The sequence below is a fragment of the Modestobacter sp. SYSU DS0657 genome (assembly GCF_054050925.1).
Genome location: NZ_JBJHAG010000004.1, coordinates 28490 through 45347, shown reverse-complemented (window position 1 = coordinate 45347; position 16858 = coordinate 28490). Strand labels below are relative to the sequence as shown.

The window sequence follows — 16858 nt, the reverse complement described above, 5'->3', positions numbered from 1 at the left end:
GTGCGCTTTCGGCGCGGAGAGCGAGGTCATCGGGTCACGCTCCAGATCGTCACGGGCAGGGCAGGGCGGAGGGCGGTGAAGCCGCCGACCGGCTGGGCGTGGGCCACCGACAGCCGGGTCAGCTCCCCACCGACCCGGGCCCGCCACTGGGCCACCAGCGCCTCGCTCTCCAGGGTCACCGCGTTCACCACCAGCCGGCCGCCCGGCCGCAGCGCCGCCCAGCAGTCGTCCAGCACGCCGGGCACGGTGGCCCCGCCGCCGACGAAGACGGCATCGGGGTCCGGCAGCCCGGCCAGCGCCTCCGGTGCCCGGCCGCGCACCACCTGCAGGCCGGGGACACCGAGCCGCACCGCGTTCCGCCCGACGCGGTCGGCCCGGGCGGGCTCGGCCTCCACGGCGACGGCCCGGCAGGTCGGGTGCACGCGCATCCACTCGATGCCGATCGACCCGGCGCCGGCCCCGACGTCCCACAGCAGCTGGCCGGGCAGCGGGGCCAGCCGCGCCAGCGTGACCGCCCGGACGTCGCGCTTGGTCAGCTGCCCGTCGGACTCGTAGGCGTCGTCGGGCAGGCCCGGCACGGTCGGCAGCGGCACGGTGCCCGGGTCGACGGCCACCTCGACGGCGGTGAGCACCAGCGGGTCGGTCTCCGGGTGCGGCCACCCGGCGGCGGTGCCGGTGAACCGCCGCTCGGCGGGGCCGCCGAGCTGGGCGAGGGCCGTGAGCCGGCTGGCGCCGTACCCCGCCCCGGCGAGCAGGGCGGCGAGGTCCGCCGGCGTCCGGGTGTCCGAGCCCAGCACCAGCAGCCGCCGTCCGGGAGTCGCGTGCGGGAGGACCGCCGAGACCGGGCGGCCGACGACGGTCACGACGGTGGTCTCCTCCACCGCCCAGCCCAGCCGGGCGCAGGCCAGGGTCACCGACGACGGGTGCGGCACCACGTCGACGGCGCCGGCGCCGAACAGCCGGACCAGCGAGGTGCCGACGCCGGAGAGCATCGGGTCACCGCTGGCCAGCACGACGACCCGGCGCCCCGGGTGCGCGCGCGGCAGCCCGGCCAGCGCGGGCGTCATCGGCGAGGGCCAGGGCACCCGGTCGGCGACGACGTCCGGGGGCACCAGTTCCAGCTGCCGGGCGCTGCCGCGCAGCACCTGGGCGTCCGCGATCGCGCGCTGCGCGGCGGGTGAGAGGCCGTCCCAGCCGTCCGCGCCGATCCCGACCACGGTGACGGTCCAGCTCACGGGGCCTCCTCACCCGCCCCGCCTTCCACGCTCTTCGCGCGCTCCCCCCCGTGCTGCAGTGCGTGGAAAGGGTGCGAAGAGCGTGGAAGGCGCGGTTCGGAGCCGTCCGGCGACGGTCGTCACGCGGGGAGCTCGCCCTCCGGGCCCGCGGCCTCGGCCAGCAGCCGCTCGCGCAGCTCCTCGGGCAGCAGGTCGACGTAGACGGTGCCGTTGAGGTGGTCGACCTCGTGCTGCAGGCAGCGCGCGGCCATCCCGGTCGCCTCGATCGAGACGGGGTCGCCGTGCACGTCGACGCCGTCCACCCGCGCCCGGAAGGCCCGCGGCAGGTCGGCGTACGGGCCGGGCACCGACAGGCAGCCCTCCGGGGTGGTCTCCGTCGCCGGCTCGTCGCCGACCGGGCCCAGGATCGTCAGCTCCGGGTTGACCACGTAACCGACGACGTCCTCCTCGTCGGCGTCCGGGCAGTCGATGACGAACACCCGCGCGTCGACGCCGATCTGGTTGGCCGCCAGCCCCACGCCGTCAGCGGCCTGCATGCTGGCGAACATGTCCAGCACCAGGTGCCGCAGCGCCCGGTCGAAGACGGTGACCGGGGCGCAGGGACGGTGCAGCACGGGGTTGCTGCCGTAGGTGACGATCGGCCGGGCGACGCCGTCGTAACGGCCGGGCAGGCGCATGACCGTCGATCCTAGGGAATGCCCCGGTTCCCTACAGTGGCCGCGATGTCCAGCCCCTCCGCCCTCCGCCGCGCGACCGCCGCGGGGCTGGCGCTGGGCGCCGCGGCCGATCTGCTGCTCGCCGACCCGCGCCGCCTCCACCCCGTCGCCGGCTTCGGCCGCGCGGCAGGCGCGCTGGAGCGCCGGATCTGGCGCGACGGCCGGGCCACGGGCATCACCTACACCGCCGCGTGCGTCGGGACGGCGACGGCGCTGGGCGCCGCCCTGGCCCGGGGCACCGCCGCCTCCCCGGCCGCCCGGACGGCGGTGACCGCACTGGCCACCTGGGCGGTGCTCGGCGGCACCTCGCTGGACCGGGCAGCGGCCACGATGGCGGGCCACCTCGACGCCGGTGACCTGGCCGCGGCGCGCGGGCACCTGCCCACCCTGGCCGGCCGGGACCCGAGCGCGCTGGGCGAGGCGGAGCTGGTCCGGGCCACGGTGGAGTCGGTCGCGGAGAACACCTCCGACGCCGCCGTCGCGCCGCTGTTCTGGGGCGCGGTGGCCGGGCTGCCGGGGCTGCTCGGCTACCGCGCGGCCAACACCCTGGACGCGATGGTCGGGTACCGGTCGGCCCGGTACGAGCGCTTCGGCTGGGCGTCGGCCCGGCTGGACGACGTCCTCAACTGGGTGCCGGCCCGGCTCACCGCTGCCCTGACGGTGGCGGCCGCGCCGCTCACCGGCGGGTCGGCCGCCGGCGCGTGGCGCGCCTGGCGCCGGGACAGCGCCGCCCACCCCAGCCCGAACGCCGGGCGCTGCGAGGCCGCCCTGGCCGGGGCCCTGGGCCTGCGGCTGGGCGGGCGCAACGTGTACGGCAGCCGGGTCGAGGAGCGACCGCCGCTCGGCGACGGTCAGCCGCCGGTCCGCCCGGACATCCGCCGCGCGGCGCGCCTGTCCCGGACGGTGTGGCTGACCGCCGCGAGCCTGGCCGTCACCGCCCGGCTCCGCCGTGACACCAGCCGGCTCCGCCGTGACACCAGCCGGCTCCGCCGTGACACCAGCCGGCTCCGCCGGGGACCGCGCGCCTGACGCGGTTGCGCCGGGTGCCGGGGCAGCACGCCCCGCGGCTCCGGCGGCACCGGGAAACCGGCCGGGTCGACGTTCGGGTGGCTGGCCGGCGGGTCGGCGGGCCCGAGGCCGCCGCGCAGCGTGACCAGCAGGGTGTGCCCGGCCAGCACACCCAGCGCCAGGAACAGGACGATCAGGACGGTCAGTCCGCCAGCAGGGCTCATGGGCTGACAGTGGCACCCTCCGGGCTGGTGGAAAGCGGTCCAATCCGGCATGGTGGCGCCATGCCACCCGGGGTCGTCGAGCAGTCCACTCCGGCGCAGGAGTTGGCCACCCTGGTCGGGGCGGTCACCACCCTGCCGACGCCCCGGTACGCCGGGCTGGCCCGGCGGATCCGGGAACTGGTCGACGCGGGCCGGCTCGCACCCGGGACTCGGCTGCCCGCCGAACGCGACCTGGCCACCGCGCTGGCCACCAGCCGGGTCACCGTCGCCTCGGCCTACCGGGTGCTGCGCGAGGAGGGCTGGGCGCGGACCCGGCACGGCTCGGGCACCGTCCTGGAGCCACCCGGCGGCGCCCCGGCCGGCGACTGGCTGCCCACCGACGCTCCCGGGCACATCGACCTCGCCCACGCCGCGCCCGCCGCGACCTCCCAGCTCGAGCCCGCCTACCGGGCGGCGCTGGAGCAGCTGCCCGCGCTCACAACCGGGCACGGCTACGCCCCCGGCGGGCTGCCCGAGCTGCGGACGGCGATCGCCGAGCGGTTCACCGAGCGCGGGCTGCCCACCGACCCGGAGCAGATCGTGGTCACCGCCGGGGTGGGCGACGCCGCCGCCGTCGTCGCCGAGGCGCTGCTGGAGCCCGGCGACCGGGTGCTGGTCGAGCACCCCAGCTACCCCGGTGCGCTGCGGGTCGTCGAGGGCGCCGGCGCCCGGCTGGTGCCGGTGGCGGTGGATGCGGAGCACCCCGACGCGCTGGTCGAGGCCGCGCACCTGGCGGTCCGGCAGAGCGGTCCGCGGCTGGCCTACCTGATGCCGGACTTCACCAACCCCACGGGCGCGCGGATGTCGGCGGCCGGGCGGCGCCGGCTGGCCGCCACGCTCTGGCAGCAGGGAGTGCTCACCGTCGTCGACGAGGTGTGCGCCGAGCTGTACCTGGACGACGGCCCGCTGCCGCCGTACGCCGCCGGGCTGCCCGACGCCGCCACGGTCACCCTCGGCGGACTGGCCAAGGCGGTGTGGGGCGGGCTGCGGATCGGCTGGTTGCGCACCGACGCCGCGCTGGCCGCCCGGCTGGCCGGGGTGCTCGCCCGCCGGCAGCTCTCCGTGGGCCTGCTCGACCAACTGGCCGCCACCGTGCTGGTGCGCGACCTGGACGCCGTGCTCGCCGAGCGCCGCGAGCAGCTGCGCGCCCAGCGGGCCGCACTGCTGACCGCCCTCGCCGAGCAGCTGCCGGAGTGGCGGGTGCACCCACCGGGCGGCGGGCTGTCGGTGTGGTGCGCCCTGCCGCCGGGGCTCAGCTCCGCCGCGCTGGCGGCCGCCGCCGCACCGCGGGGGGTGCTGCTGGCCGAGGGGCGGGTCTTCGGCACCGGCCATGCCTTCGACGACCACCTCCGGCTCCCCTTCACCCGGCCGGCCGAGCAGCTGCGCACCGCCGTCGACGTACTGGCCGGGCTCGCCGGTGAGCTGCGCAGTGAGCGCGGCCGGACGCCGGCGCCGCGCACCGTCGTCTGACGTCCGCCGCCGGACCGTCGCGGCACCATCACGCCTGGTCACGACGGCACCGGGGTGCTGGACCACGCCGCCCCGGGTCCCCGTGCGCGGAACGCCTCAGCTCGGTAACTTCCCAGCGTGGTCGCCCACCGGGGCGATGGGCGCTCCCCCGTCGAGAGCACGGCGTGCGGAGGGTCCCACCGGCAGGACCCAGGTGCACTGTCGAGATCGGTCGAGTCGATGCCCTCCTCCACCACGACCGCCACCCACAGCACGATCCCCGCTGCCCGCTCGGTCGGGGAGCACCTCCGCGCCTCCACCGGCCGGCTGACCGGGCGCTTCCGCGGCGACCTGGTCACCGGGCAGTGGTCGTGCTCGCCCGAGCTCGTCGCCCTGCAGGGGCTGGACCCGGCCGCCGTCGCGCCGTCGGCCCAGCTGCTGCTCTCGCAGGTGCACCCCGACGACCACCCGGCCGTCCGGACGGCGCTGGGCGTCGCCAGCACCACGGGCGCCCCGTTCACCCGTGAGCACCGGCTGGTCCGTCCCGACGGGCAGGTGCGCTGCGTCCTGCTGGTCTGCGAGCCGGAGACCGACGGGTCGGGCAGGGTCGTCGCGCTCGCCGGCCTGCTCGTCGACCTGACCGAGGAGCGCGCCCGCCCGCCGGCCGCGGCCCCCGCCGACCAGGTGCACCGGCTGGAGACCGAGGTCGAGCAGCTGCGCACCGCCATGGCCAGCCGGGCGGCCATCGAGCAGGCCAAGGGCATCCTGATGCTGCTGATGCGCTGCGGCGACCAGGTCGCCTTCGACCTGCTCGCGCACATCTCCAGCCACACCCACCGGAAGGTGCGCGACGTCGCGGCGTCGATCATCGACTCGGCCAGCGGCCGCCGCCCCCTGCCCGCCGACGTCCGCGAGATCCTGCACGACGCCTGCCCGCCCGACCGCAGCGTCTGACCCGGCAGCCGTTCCGTCGGCCCCCGCTCGTCCCGCCCCGGCGCCCGTCGGAGAAGATGCCGGGACCGCCCGGCACCGGAGCCCGGTCCGGGTGCGGGACGAGCGAGGGGAGGCCGGCGCGTGTTCTACCTGTTCGCCCGGTTCGTGCTGCGGCCGCTGTTCCTCGTGGCCTTCCGGCCCACCGTCGTCGGCCGGGAGAACGTGCCGGCCACCGGGCCCGTCATCCTGGCCAGCAACCACCTCTCGTTCATCGACAGCATCGTCATCCCGCTGATGGCCCCCCGCCGGGTCGGCTACCTGGCCAAGGCCGAGTACTGGCGCGGTTCGGGCATCGGGGGCTGGCTGACCCGGACGCTGTTCACCGCGCTGGGCGCGCTCCCGGTGGAGCGCGAGGCCTCCCGGGCGGCGCAGGCCGCGCTGGACACCGCGATGGGGGTGCTCCGCGCCGGCGGCGCCTTCGGCATCTACCCCGAGGGCACCCGGTCCCGGGACGGCCGGCTGGCGCGGGGCAAGACCGGCGTGGCCTGGCTGGCGCTCACCGCCGACTGCCCGGTGGTCCCGGTCGCCGTGCACGGCACCGACCGGGTGCAGCCGATCGACGCGCGCTGGCCGCGCCCGCACCGGATCCGGGTCACCTTCGGCGAGCCGCTGACCTTCCCCGAGCACCGCGGCATGGCGGGCAAGGCGAAGGCCCGCCGCGAGGTCACCGACCGGGTGATGGAGGCGATCGCCGAGCTCTCCGGCCAGGAGAAGGCCGGCTGGGGCACCACGCCGACCGCCGCATGACCCCCGGCCGCCGCACGCCCTCCCGCCGTGTTGATCATCGGCATCCGGTCACGCCCCACCGGCGTGTCGGCGACCGTTCGCCGATGATCAACGGGGGGCGCAGGTGAGCGGCGCACTGCTCGTCGCCGGCACCACCTCCGACGCCGGCAAGTCCGTGGTCACCGCCGGGATCTGCCGCTGGCTGGTGCGCCAGGGCGTGTCGGTCGCACCGTTCAAGGCGCAGAACATGAGCAACAACTCCATGGTCACCGCCGACGGCGCGGAGATCGGCCGGGCGCAGGTGATGCAGGCCGCGGCCGCCCGGGTCGAGCCGGAGGCGGCGATGAACCCGGTGCTGCTCAAGCCGGGCGGGGAGAACGCCAGCCAGGTCGTCGTCCTGGGCAAGCCGGTCGCCGACGTCACGGCGCTGTCCTACCGGCCGATGAAGGCCGCCCTGCTCGAGCAGGCGCTGGCCTGCCTGGCCGACCTCCGGTCCCGGTTCGACGTGGTGGTCTGCGAGGGCGCCGGCTCCCCCACCGAGATCAACCTGCGCGCCGACGACATCGCCAACATGGGCCTGGCCACCGCCGCGCAGCTGCCGGTCGTGGTGGTCGGCGACATCGACCGCGGCGGCGTGTTCGCCGCGCTGTACGGCACCGTCGCCCTGATGCCACCGGCCGACCAGCGGCTGGTCGCCGGTTTCCTGGTCAACAAGTTCCGCGGCGACGCCCGGCTGCTCGCCCCCGGCCTGGACCAGCTGCGCGACCTCACCGGCCGGCCGGCCCTGGGGGTGCTCCCCTGGCGCAGCGGGCTGGAGATGGACGTCGAGGACTCCCTGGGCGTCGACGCCGTCCGAGCCCCCGCCGGCCCGCCGCACGGGGAGGACGTGCTGCGGGTGTCGGTCGCCCGGCTGCCCCGGCTGTCCAACTTCACCGACCTGGACGCGCTCGCCACCGAGCCCGGCGTGCTGCTGCGCTGGGCCACCCGTCCCGAGGAGCTCGCCGACGCCGACCTGGTGGTGCTGCCCGGGACCCGGTCCACCGTCGCCGACCTGCGCTGGCTGCGCGAGACCGGCCTCGCCGACGCCGTCTCCCGGCGGGCCGCCGAGGGCCGGCCGGTGCTCGGCATCTGCGGCGGCCACCAGATGCTCGCCCGGACCATCACCGACGAGGTCGAGTCCCGGGCCGGCGTCGTGCCCGGGCTCGGGCTGCTGCCCACCGAGGTGCGCTTCGCGCGGGAGAAGACCCTGGCCCGCCCGGTGGGCTCGGCGCTCGGCCAGCCCGTGCGGGGGTACGAGATCCATCACGGCGTGGTCACCGTGGACGGCACCGCCGAGCCGTTCCTGGACGGCGCCCGGGCCGGGGCGGTGTTCGGGACGACGTGGCACGGCGCGCTGGAGAACGACGGGTTCCGCCGGGCGTTCCTCACCGAGGTCGCCGGGCTCGCCGGTCGCCGGTTCACCGCGGCGGCGGACACCGACTTCGCCGCCGTCCGCGAGGCCCGGCTGGACGCGCTGGGCGACCTGATCGCCGACCACGCGGACACCGACGCGCTGTGGCGCCTGCTCGAGTCCGGCCCACCGGCCGACCTGCCGGTGCTGCCGTCCGGTCCCGGCCCGCGCTGACCGCTCCGTCGGCCGTCGTGAGCAGCGCGCGGACGTCGTCCGGCCAGGGCACCGGCCGGCCGGCGGTGGTCACCACGTAGGTCGACCGGACGGTGCAGCACGTGCGCCCGGCCACCCGGACGGTGAACCGCAGCGTCACGCTCGTGGTGCCCAGCCGCTCCAGGTCGGCGTCGACGGCCACCACGTCGCCGTGCCGGGCCGGGGCCGTCCACTCCAGGGAGCTGGCCCGCACGTAGTACTCGACGCCGGCCGCGTTCAGCGCCGCCCAGTCGACCCCGGCGGCCCGCCACCACGCGCCCAGCGCCTCGTCGGCCCAGGTCAGGTAGTGGCCGTTGAAGACGACGCCCTGCCGGTCGCACTCGACGAAGCGGACGGGGGCACTCCACACCTCGGGCACGGGCGGCCACGCTACCGACCGACGGCGACCGCCCGACCGTTACCGTCGGGACGTGGACAGCAGCCTCGCCGGGACCGCGCGCTCCGACCAGGAGGTGCTCGCCGGCTACCGCCCGCCCAGCCAGCTGGTGCTGGACAAGGAGATCGACCGGGTCGACCGGCACTGCGCCGCGTTCATCGGGCTCTCCCCCTTCGCCACGCTCTCCACCGCCGGTGCCGACGGCTGGCCGGAGATCAGCCCGCGCGGCGGCGACCCGGGCTTCGTGCACGTGCTCGACGAGCACCGCCTCGCGCTGCCCGACCGCACCGGCAACAACCGCGTCGACAGTCTGCGCAACCTGGCGGAGAACCCGCGGGCCGCGCTGCTGTTCTTCGTGCCCGGCGCGGAGGAGACGCTCAAGGTGTTCGGCACGACGTCGCTCGTCGGCCCGGACGACCTGGGCGTCGACCTGACCGAGTTCGGCCGGCCGCCCCGCTCGGTGCTGGTGCTGCAGGTGCAGCGGGTCTACTTCCAGTGCGGCAAGGCGGTCATGCGCTCGGGGCTGTGGGACCCGAGCACGCACGTCGACCGGTCGACGATGACGCCGTTCGGCGAGGTGCTGCGGGAGCACTGCCGGCTGGACACCCCGCTGCCCGACGACGCGACGATCCGCGCGGAGCTCGCCCAGGAGCTGTAGTCCCGGTCGACGGCGCGCCGCCCGGGGTCAGCCGGCGAGCTCCTCCCGCTCGGCTCTGCGGGCGGCGACCGCCCGCTGGGCGAGCAGCCGGATCCGGTCGGCACGGGCCCGGCGCTCGGGCCGGTAGCGCGCGTCCTCGACCAGCTGCCACGCGGCCAGGGCGCTGGCCCGGACCGTGGACGGGCCGGCGACGCTCACCGGCTGCACCGGCTGGGCTGTGCTCATCGCATGCCCCTCTCTCCCCCACTCGCGGCCGTGGTCACCGGCGTCGTCCTGTAGTGGCCCACCGTTGGTCGTCCCAACCACGATGTGACCCGTCTGCTGCCGGACAGGCACCGTTCGTCGGGAGAATCACAGCTGTGGAGTTCGGGCGGAACGACCGACGCGGCGGTTTCGCTTCGCGACCGGCGTGTCCCTGATCGGCACGCCGCGTGGCCGGTCGCCTACGGTCCGGGCATGGCGACGGGATGGCGCGGAGTGCTGGGCCGGCTGACGGCGGCGGTGCGGACGGCGGGTCCCCCTCGGGCGGCACGGCCGGTCACCCGCCGCGCGGCCACCGACCACGACGGGCCGGTCGAGCTGGACTACCGGCCACGGGACGACGGTCGCCCCGATCCCGGGGAGATCGTCTGGGCGTGGGTCCCGTTCGAGGAGGCCGACGGCCGCGGCAAGGATCGACCGGTGCTGGTGGTCGGCCGGGACGGCGAGGCGCTGCTGGGCCTGATGCTCACCAGCAGGGACCACGACCGGGACGCCACGGACGAGGCCCGGCACGGCCGGCACTGGGTCGACATCGGCAGCGGCCCCTGGGACCGGCGGGGCCGACCCAGCGAGGTGCGCGTCGACCGCGTGCTGCGCCTGGCCGCCGGCGACGTCCGGCGGGAGGGGGCCACCCTGGACCGGGCCCGCTTCGACCAGGTCGCCGCCGAGGTCCGCCGCCGGCTCGGCCGCTGACCGTCAGTCGGCCGAGGGCTCGCTCTCGTGCACGGGGACGCGTGGCCGCAGGTGGTAGACGCCGGCGCCCCCGGGCAGGCTCTGCAGGTCGTACCGGTGCACCACCTTCGGCCCGCCGTGCAGGTGGACGTGGGTGACGGTGGGCAGGGGGTCGCCGTGGCGCGCCTCGCGCACCTCCACCCGGCCGTCGAGCGGACCGCCGACGAACAGCAGCACGGCACCCCCGTCCTCGGGGGTGCCGGTCGCGGTCGTGTCGTCCTCGGACAGAGCGGTCTCCCTCGCTCGGTGCCTGCGCCCGCCGGTGGGCGGCCCCGACCAGGGTAGGCACGGACCGGCGACCCGTCCCGCAGCGCCGGGGTCAACCGCCGGCGATCGGCCGTGATCCGTGCCGCGCCCAGACCTCGTGGCCGGCCGCCGAGGCCGCCGCGACCAGCGGCACGAAGAGCAGCGCGCCCGCGATCCCCCACAGCAGCCCGCCGGCCGTCACGGCGATGAGGACCACCGCGGCGTTGATCGGCAGCCGGCTCTTCATCACGTACGGCTCGACCACGTCGTTGCCCAGCTGCTGGACGACCACGACCAGCACGAGCACGAGCGCGGCGGTGCCCAGCCCCGACGCGCCGTAGGCCACCACGACGGCCAGCGCGCCGGCGACGAAGGCCCCGATGGTGGGCACGTAGGACCCGACGAACTGCAGCACGGCCAGGGTGAGCGCCAGCGGGACGCCGAGCAGCAGCAGCCCGAGCCCGATGCCGACCGCGTCGAACAGGGCCACGACCGTCAGCCCGCGCACGTAGGCGCCCACCGTCCCCCACGCCGCCCGGCCACCGGCGTCGACGTCCTCCCGGAGCCGGCCGCCGAACTTGCCGAGCAGCCACTGCCACATGCCCGGGCCGCTGGTGAGGAACAGGAACGCCAGCGCCAGGGTGAGGAAGGCGCCCAGGAGGGCCTCCAGGAGGGTCTGGGCCGGCCCGACCAGCGCGCCCACGCCGGCGTCGCCCTGCCCGCCACCGCCCAGGAGCTCACCGAGTGAGGGCACCGAGACGCCGAACCGGTCCGACAGCTCGGTGGAGAGCCGGTCCAGGGCGTCGCGCAGCTGGGGCAGCTGGGCGACGATCCGGGCGGCCAGGCCGAGCCCGACGCCGGCCAGCACCGCCAGGAGCAGCAGCACGGCCAGACCGGCGGACACCCACCGCGGCACGCCCCGGCCGCTCGCCCAGCGCACCGCCGGCGCCGCGACTCCCGCGATCAGCAGCCCCGTGAGCACGGCGACGAGCACCAGGGTGAGCTGCCCGGCCAGCCCGGCCAGCAGCCACCCGAGGACCACCAGCACGAGCACCCGGCCGCCGACGGCGGCGGAGCGCACCAGCCAGTCGGGAGCTGCCTGGGCAGCGGCGTCGGTTCGCGGTTCGTCGGCTGCCATGCCCAGGAGATGCCACGTCAGCGCGGCCTGACACATGGTCACCGCGGAACGCGCGACCGGGCCGTCAGGCCGGCGACTGCCCCCGCCGGAGCCAGCGGGCCAGCAACGGGGCGGTGAAGAGCATCACGAACAGGCGCAGCACCTGGACGGCGAGCACGAACGTCGCATCCGCCCCGCTGCCGCTGGCGGTGGCCAGCACCGCGTAGAGCCCGCCCGGGGTGGTCGCCAGGTAGCCCTCGAGCCGGCTGACCCCGGCCGTCGCCGACAGCAGCAGGCCCAGCCCGGCGCAGGCGACGATGACGCCGACGATCAGCGCGATCGCCAGCGGCAGCGCCCGGCCGACCACCCGCAGGCTCGACCGGGTGAGCCCGAGGCCCACCTGCAGCCCGATCGCCAGGAAGGCGGTCGACTCCACCGGCCCGGGCACCCCGGCGCCCTGGGCGACGCCGGTCAGGTCCAGCGCGGCGGCGACGAGCAGCGGCCCGAGCAGCGCGCCGACCGGGATGCGGGCCACGCGGCCGAGCACCAGCCCGGCCGCTGCGCAGAACGCGGTGAACAGCAGCCCCGCGGCCCAGCCCGGGCCGTCGTCGACCGTCGTCCCGCCGGTGGCCGTGCCGCCCGCGGCATCGGCGCCGTAGACCGTGGTCGCCACCACCGGCATGGCCACCACGATCACCAGCACCCGCAGGTACTGCAGCACCCCGACCAGCTGGGCATCGGCACCGAGGTCGCGGGCCATCGCGGTGATCCCGGAGGCCCCGCCGGCGACCATCGCGAAGGCGCCGGTCACCGCGCTGATGCCGCGCTGGAGGCGCATCAGCTGCCCGGCCGCCAGGCTGACCAGCAGGGTCGCCACGGTGATCGAGAGCACCGGCAGCCAGTGGTCGGCGACGACCCGGAGGGTCTCCGGCTGCACCAGCGCCCCGGCCGAGACCCCGATCAGCGCCTGCGCCCCGGTCAGCGCCGGTCGCGGCAGCACCAGCTGCGTGCGGCCGATCAGCGCCCGACCCAGGCCCGCGGCCAGCCCGCCGAACAACGCCGGGGACGGGACGGAGAGCCGGTCCATGACCAGCGCCAGCAGCACCGCGGCGAGCAGGACCACCACCCAGTCGGCCAGCAGCCGCCGTCGTCCCCGCTCCACGCCGTGCACTCTGCCGCAGCGGCCGACGCGGCCTAGAGCCCCGCGATGCGGCGGAGCTCGGCGACGTGCGCGTCGAACGCGGCCCGCCCCGCCTTGGTCAGCGCCAGGCTGGTGCGCTGCCGGGAGGCGATCGTCGCCTTCCGCACCTGCACGTACCCGGCCTCCTCCAGCTGCTTGACGTGCTTGGAGAGCACCGAGTCGCTGACCCCCACGGCGTCGCGGACGGCGGCGAACTCCATCGTGTCGACGGCGGCCAGCAGCCCGCAGACCTGCAGCCGGGGCGGGGCGTGGACGACCGCGTCGAACCGCGGCTCGACAACGGTCACCGACCCGCTCGCAGCCCGGCGACGTAGATCCGGGTCACCCACCGGCTGAGCAGCCCCGCCGACGCCCCCAGGAACGCGGCCACCACGACCATGGCACCACGCAGGTCGAGCAGGAACTCGGCCGCGGCACCGACGCAGTACAGCCCCAGGAAGCCGATCGCCCACCAGCGCGTGGCCCGTTGGACGCGCTCCTGGACCGGCCCCACCTTCCGGGCGTCCCACCAGACCCCGGTGATCCGCCGGTACGCCGCCATCAGCCCCGCGCACCCGGCGAGGAAGACCACCAGCGCCCCGGCGATCACCCAGGTGCTCCGGGACGAGTAGCTGCCGAAGAAGCCGAAGAGGAGCAAGCCCAGGGCGACGTCGTACCACCACGGCTGCATCAGGCGGTCGGCCACCGCGGCCCGGTCGGACTGCAGCGCGGCGAGCTGCGCGGCCGCCTGGTCACGGGTGGCCACCGACCCGTCCCCGTCGAGCGGACCGCCGGTCACCGCCGGCCCCGCAGCTCGGCGGCGTAGGCCCGGCTCCAGCGCCGGCCGAAGAGGGTGACCGCGACGCCGAGGACGGCGCCGGCCACGACCATCGCCCAGCGCTGGCCGTACCCCTCGGCGAGCACCAGGGCCCCGAGCAGCACGGGCAGGTAGATCGCGCACCACAGCACCATGGACCGGCCGTCGATGTTCACCCAGACGCCGGTGATCCGCTTGTACGCGGACACCATCGCGCCGAGTCCGCCGAGGAAGACGACCAGCGCCGGGAACGTGACCCAGGGCGAGTCGAACGCGTAGGAGGACAGGAAGCCGAACAGCAGCAGCCCGAGCGACGCGTCGTACCACCACGGAGGCACGACGCGGTCGGCCAGCGCGGCGCGGTCGGCCTGCAGCGCAGCGAGCTGGGCGACCGCTGCCTCGCGGTCGATCCCGTTGCTTTCCATACCGGAAAGAGTGGCGTATCACTTTCCAGTTCGTCAAGAGACACGCCCCTGTCCCCACCCGGGGTGCGCGTGGTCGAATGGCGCGCCAACTGCGACGGCAGTGGAGGAAGCCCGGTGCGACTCCGGCGCGGTCCCGCCACTGTGACCCGGTCCCGACCGGGGAGTCAGGAACTCCCGCCGTCGCTTCCTGCCACCTCCGGGCGTGGACACCCGGGGAGAGGACCCGTGGTCTGCTCATGACCTATCCCTTCGGCGCCGTCGTCGGCATGGACGACATGCGGCTGGCGCTGCTGCTCAACGCCGTCTCCCCCGCCGTCGGCGGTGTGCTGGTGCGCGGCGAGAAGGGCACGGCGAAGTCGACGACGGTGCGCGCCCTGGCCGCCGTCCTGCCCCCGGTCGACGTCGTGGCCGGCTGCCGCTTCGCCTGCGACCCCACCGCCCCCGACCCCGAGTGCCCCGACGGCCCGCACTCCGCCGACGACCGCGCCCTCACCCGGCCGGCCAGGCTGGTCGAGCTGCCGGTCGGCGCCTCGGAGGACCGGCTGGTCGGCTCGCTGGACCTGGAGCGGGCGCTCACCGAGGGCGTGAAGTCCTTCGAGCCCGGGCTGCTGGCCGGCGCGCACCGCGGCGTCCTGTACGTCGACGAGGTCAACCTGCTGCACGACCACCTGGTCGACCTGCTGCTGGACGCCGCCGCGCTGGGGCGGGCCTACGTCGAGCGCGAGGGCGTCTCGGTGCGGCACGCCGCCCGCTTCCTGCTGGTCGGCACCATGAACCCGGAGGAGGGCGAGCTCCGCCCGCAGCTGCTCGACCGGTTCGGGCTCACCGTCGAGGTGGCCGCCCCGCGGGACGCCGACCTGCGCGCCGAGGTGGTCCGCCGGCGGTTCGGCTACGACGCCGACCCGACCGCCTTCGCCGCCGCCTGGGCCGACGAGGAGTCCGCGCTGGCCCGGCAGATCGCCGAGGCCCGCGCCCGGCTGCCCCGCGTCGTCCTCTCCGACGCCGCGCTGCGCCAGGTCACCAGCGTCTGCGCCGCCTTCGACGTCGACGGCCTGCGCGCCGACCTGGTCACCGCCCGCGCGGCGATCGCGCACGCGGCGTGGTGCGGCCGCGAGGAGGTCACCGAGGACGACGTCCGGGTCGCCGCCCGGCTCGCCCTCCCCCACCGCCGCCGGCGCAACCCCTTCGACGCGCCCGGCCTGGACGACGAGACCCTCGACCGGGCGCTGGCGGACTCCCGCCCCGAGGACTCCCCGCCGGACGACGACCCGACCGACCCCACCGACGGCCCGGACGGCGGTGACAGCCCTCCCCCAGGCGACGCTCCCCCCGACCGCCGAAACGGCCACTCTGGCGGTTCCGAGGGTGAGTCGGCGCCGGCTTCGGCGGGCGGCGGGGCCACGGACGAGCAGCCGCCGACGACGGCGCCGCGGGGTGAGGGCGGCGGGCGCACCGGCGCCGCCCCCGCGCCGGAGCAGGCCGCCGTGGCGCCGTCGGACCCGTTCCGCACCCGCCGGCTGGAGGTGCCCGGCATCGGCGCGGGTGCGGCCGGCCGGCGGTCCCGGGCCCGCAGCGAGCGCGGCCGGGTCGTGGGCTCGAAGCGACCCGAGGGCAGCGTCACCAGGCTGCACCTGGTCGACACCGTGCTCGCCGCCGCCCCGCACCAGGTGGCGCGCGGGCGCAGCGGCACCGGCCTGCGGGTCGAGCGCGCCGACCTGCGCCAGGCCACGCTCGAGGGCCGCGAGGGCAACCTGGTCCTCTTCGTCGTCGACGCCAGCGGCTCGATGGGCGCCCGCTCGCGGATGGCCGCGGTGAAGGGCGCCGTGCTCTCGCTGCTGATGGACGCCTACCAGCGCCGGGACAAGGTCGGGCTGATCACCTTCCGCGGCGGCGAGGCCGAGCTGGCCCTGCCACCCACCTGGTCGGTGGAGGCCGCCGCCGCCCGGCTGACCGGCCTGCCCACCGGCGGGCGCACCCCGCTCGCGGCCGGGCTGCTCAAGGCGCACGACACGCTGCGGCTGGAGCGGGTGCGCGACCCGCAGCGCCGCCCCCTGCTCGTCGTCGTCACCGATGGCCGGGCCACCGGCGCCCGCGGCGGTGACCACCTCGGCGACGCCCGCCGGGCCGCCGGGCTGCTCGCGGCGGCGGACGTCGCGAGCGTCGTCGTCGACTGCGAGTCGGGGCCGGTGCGGCTCGGGCTGGCGGCGTCCCTCGGGACGGCGCTCGGCGCGGAGACCCTGCAGCTCGACGAGCTCGGCGCCGACGACCTCGCGGGCACCGTGCGGGAGAGGCGGGCAGCCTGATGCCGCAGGGACAGGTCGCGGTCGTACCGCAGGACGGACTGAGCACCCGGCAGCGACGCAACCGGCCGCTGCTGGCGGTGCACACCGGCGAGATGAAGGGCAAGTCCACCGCCGCCTTCGGGATGGCGATGCGGGCCTGGAACCAGGGCTGGTCGATCGCGGTCTACCAGTTCGTCAAGAGCGCCAAGTGGAAGGTCGGCGAGGAGAACGCGCTGACCGCCCTGGGCCGGCTGCACGAGACCACCGGCGAGGGCGGCCCGGTCGTCTGGCACAAGATGGGCTCGGGCTGGTCGTGGTCGCGCAAGCAGGGCGCGGAGACCGACCACGCCGCCGACGCCGCCGAGGGCTGGGCGCAGATCAAGCGCGACCTGGCCGCCGAGGCGCACCGGTTCTACGTGCTCGACGAGTTCACCTACCCGCTGAAGTGGGGGTGGGTGGACGTCGCGGACGTCGTGGACACCCTGACCAACCGGCCGGGCAGCCAGCACGTCGTCATCACCGGGCGCGACGCCCCGCCGGCGCTGATCGAGGCCGCCGACCTGGTCGTGGAGATGACCAAGGTCAAGCACCCGATGGACGCCGGCCAGAAGGGCCAACGGGGGATCGAGTGGTGACCCGCCCGACCCCCTGCCGAGTTGATCATCGGCGAACGGTCGCTCCGATCGGCGCGTCGAGCGACCACCTGCCGAT

The 16858-nt window shown here is 76.5% G+C and carries 18 protein-coding genes, 1 pseudogene and 1 riboswitch; of the genes and pseudogenes, 9 read left to right on the top strand and 10 right to left on the bottom strand.

The features are described from left to right. Positions 1 to 26: 26 nt before the first annotated feature. On the bottom strand, positions 27 to 1235 hold the full coding sequence (gene cbiE, locus ACI79A_RS04275; RefSeq protein WP_457080274.1) for a precorrin-6y C5,15-methyltransferase (decarboxylating) subunit CbiE: 1209 nt from the start codon (positions 1233 to 1235) through the stop codon (positions 27 to 29). A 119-nt stretch (positions 1236 to 1354) separates the two neighbouring features. After that, positions 1355 to 1912, bottom strand: coding sequence for a peptide deformylase (gene def, locus ACI79A_RS04270; RefSeq protein WP_457080272.1), 558 nt, complete (start codon positions 1910 to 1912; stop codon positions 1355 to 1357). Positions 1913 to 1957: 45 nt separating this feature from the next. Here def and ACI79A_RS04265 point away from each other — a divergent pair, with 45 nt between their 5' ends. The 5 genes from ACI79A_RS04265 to ACI79A_RS04245 all read left to right on the top strand — a co-directional run bounded on the left by ACI79A_RS04265 (position 1958) and on the right by ACI79A_RS04245 (position 8014). After that, positions 1958 to 2980: a cobalamin biosynthesis protein gene (locus tag ACI79A_RS04265; protein ID WP_457080270.1), complete on the top strand. Its 1023-nt coding sequence runs from the start codon at positions 1958 to 1960 to the stop codon at positions 2978 to 2980. Between the two features lie 263 nt (positions 2981 to 3243). Then, positions 3244 to 4692 (top strand): MocR-like transcription factor YczR, encoded by a 1449-nt coding sequence (yczR, locus tag ACI79A_RS04260; protein ID WP_457080268.1) that lies wholly within the window; start codon positions 3244 to 3246, stop codon positions 4690 to 4692. A gap of 219 nt (positions 4693 to 4911) precedes the next feature. Next, entirely contained in the window at positions 4912 to 5625 is a 714-nt protein-coding gene (locus ACI79A_RS04255; protein WP_457080266.1) for a PAS and ANTAR domain-containing protein, read from the top strand. A 120-nt stretch (positions 5626 to 5745) separates the two neighbouring features. Continuing rightward, complete coding sequence (locus ACI79A_RS04250; RefSeq protein WP_457080264.1) at positions 5746 to 6411, top strand: lysophospholipid acyltransferase family protein; 666 nt, start codon at positions 5746 to 5748, stop codon at positions 6409 to 6411. A 103-nt stretch (positions 6412 to 6514) separates the two neighbouring features. Next, entirely contained in the window at positions 6515 to 8014 is a 1500-nt protein-coding gene (locus ACI79A_RS04245; protein WP_457080262.1) for a cobyric acid synthase, read from the top strand. 37 nt (positions 8015 to 8051) lie between these two features. On the opposite strand, the pseudogene ACI79A_RS04240 reads toward ACI79A_RS04245, so the two are convergent. Beyond that, a pseudogene (locus tag ACI79A_RS04240) lies at positions 8052 to 8402 on the bottom strand (acyl-CoA thioesterase); the annotation flags it as partial. Between the two features lie 61 nt (positions 8403 to 8463). On the opposite strand from ACI79A_RS04240, the gene ACI79A_RS04235 reads away from it, so the two are divergent. Then, positions 8464 to 9087 (top strand): MSMEG_1061 family FMN-dependent PPOX-type flavoprotein, encoded by a 624-nt coding sequence (locus ACI79A_RS04235; protein ID WP_457080260.1) that lies wholly within the window; start codon positions 8464 to 8466, stop codon positions 9085 to 9087. Between the two features lie 27 nt (positions 9088 to 9114). On the opposite strand, the gene ACI79A_RS04230 is transcribed toward ACI79A_RS04235, so the two are convergent. Next, a complete protein-coding gene (locus tag ACI79A_RS04230) occupies positions 9115 to 9312 on the bottom strand; it encodes a hypothetical protein (RefSeq protein WP_457080258.1) in 198 nt (65 codons plus the stop codon). Positions 9313 to 9543: 231 nt separating this feature from the next. Here ACI79A_RS04230 and ACI79A_RS04225 point away from each other — a divergent pair, with 231 nt between their 5' ends. Beyond that, complete coding sequence (locus tag ACI79A_RS04225) at positions 9544 to 10041, top strand: type II toxin-antitoxin system PemK/MazF family toxin (RefSeq protein ID WP_457080256.1); 498 nt, start codon at positions 9544 to 9546, stop codon at positions 10039 to 10041. Between the two features lie 3 nt (positions 10042 to 10044). Here ACI79A_RS04225 and ACI79A_RS04220 read toward each other — a convergent pair whose 3' ends face one another. The 6 genes from ACI79A_RS04220 to ACI79A_RS04195 all read right to left on the bottom strand — a co-directional run bounded on the left by ACI79A_RS04220 (position 10045) and on the right by ACI79A_RS04195 (position 13865). Further along, the gene (locus tag ACI79A_RS04220; protein ID WP_457080254.1) at positions 10045 to 10257 is read right to left on the bottom strand and encodes a hypothetical protein; all 213 of its coding nucleotides are present in this window, start codon (positions 10255 to 10257) and stop codon (positions 10045 to 10047) included. Positions 10258 to 10399: 142 nt separating this feature from the next. Beyond that, positions 10400 to 11464 carry an AI-2E family transporter gene (locus tag ACI79A_RS04215; RefSeq protein WP_457080252.1) on the bottom strand — a complete coding sequence of 355 codons (1065 nt, stop codon included), beginning with the start codon at positions 11462 to 11464 and terminating at the stop codon, positions 10400 to 10402. Between the two features lie 64 nt (positions 11465 to 11528). Further along, entirely contained in the window at positions 11529 to 12605 is a 1077-nt protein-coding gene (locus tag ACI79A_RS04210; RefSeq protein WP_457080250.1) for an AbrB family transcriptional regulator, read from the bottom strand. A 32-nt stretch (positions 12606 to 12637) separates the two neighbouring features. Beyond that, a complete protein-coding gene (locus tag ACI79A_RS04205) occupies positions 12638 to 12931 on the bottom strand; it encodes a transcriptional regulator (RefSeq protein ID WP_457080248.1) in 294 nt (97 codons plus the stop codon). After that, complete coding sequence (locus ACI79A_RS04200; RefSeq protein WP_457080246.1) at positions 12928 to 13422, bottom strand: hypothetical protein; 495 nt, start codon at positions 13420 to 13422, stop codon at positions 12928 to 12930. The genes ACI79A_RS04205 and ACI79A_RS04200 overlap by 4 nt, the downstream gene beginning before the upstream one ends. Then, positions 13419 to 13865, bottom strand: a complete 447-nt coding sequence (locus tag ACI79A_RS04195) for a hypothetical protein (protein ID WP_457080244.1) — start codon at positions 13863 to 13865, stop codon at positions 13419 to 13421. The genes ACI79A_RS04200 and ACI79A_RS04195 overlap by 4 nt, the downstream gene beginning before the upstream one ends. Positions 13866 to 13968: 103 nt before the next feature. Next, a riboswitch (cobalamin riboswitch) is annotated at positions 13969 to 14039 on the top strand. A 62-nt stretch (positions 14040 to 14101) separates the two neighbouring features. Here ACI79A_RS04195 and ACI79A_RS04190 point away from each other — a divergent pair. Continuing rightward, positions 14102 to 16168, top strand: coding sequence for a putative cobaltochelatase (locus ACI79A_RS04190; RefSeq protein ID WP_457080242.1), 2067 nt, complete (start codon positions 14102 to 14104; stop codon positions 16166 to 16168). After that, positions 16168 to 16782, top strand: a complete 615-nt coding sequence (gene cobO, locus ACI79A_RS04185; RefSeq protein WP_457080240.1) for a cob(I)yrinic acid a,c-diamide adenosyltransferase — start codon at positions 16168 to 16170, stop codon at positions 16780 to 16782. Before ACI79A_RS04190 ends, cobO begins: the two co-directional genes overlap by 1 nt. Positions 16783 to 16858: the final 76 nt, after the last annotated feature.

Coding starts and splice junctions, on each gene's coding strand:
- def (WP_457080272.1), bottom strand. CDS start 1,912: ATGCGCCTGCCCGGCCGTTACGACGGCGTCGCCCGGCCGATCGTCACC.
- ACI79A_RS04265 (WP_457080270.1), top strand. CDS start 1,958: ATGTCCAGCCCCTCCGCCCTCCGCCGCGCGACCGCCGCGGGGCTGGCG.
- yczR (WP_457080268.1), top strand. CDS start 3,244: ATGCCACCCGGGGTCGTCGAGCAGTCCACTCCGGCGCAGGAGTTGGCC.
- ACI79A_RS04255 (WP_457080266.1), top strand. CDS start 4,912: ATGCCCTCCTCCACCACGACCGCCACCCACAGCACGATCCCCGCTGCC.
- ACI79A_RS04230 (WP_457080258.1), bottom strand. CDS start 9,312: ATGAGCACAGCCCAGCCGGTGCAGCCGGTGAGCGTCGCCGGCCCGTCC.
- ACI79A_RS04225 (WP_457080256.1), top strand. CDS start 9,544: ATGGCGACGGGATGGCGCGGAGTGCTGGGCCGGCTGACGGCGGCGGTG.
- ACI79A_RS04215 (WP_457080252.1), bottom strand. CDS start 11,464: ATGGCAGCCGACGAACCGCGAACCGACGCCGCTGCCCAGGCAGCTCCC.
- ACI79A_RS04195 (WP_457080244.1), bottom strand. CDS start 13,865: ATGGAAAGCAACGGGATCGACCGCGAGGCAGCGGTCGCCCAGCTCGCT.
- ACI79A_RS04190 (WP_457080242.1), top strand. CDS start 14,102: ATGACCTATCCCTTCGGCGCCGTCGTCGGCATGGACGACATGCGGCTG.
- cobO (WP_457080240.1), top strand. CDS start 16,168: ATGCCGCAGGGACAGGTCGCGGTCGTACCGCAGGACGGACTGAGCACC.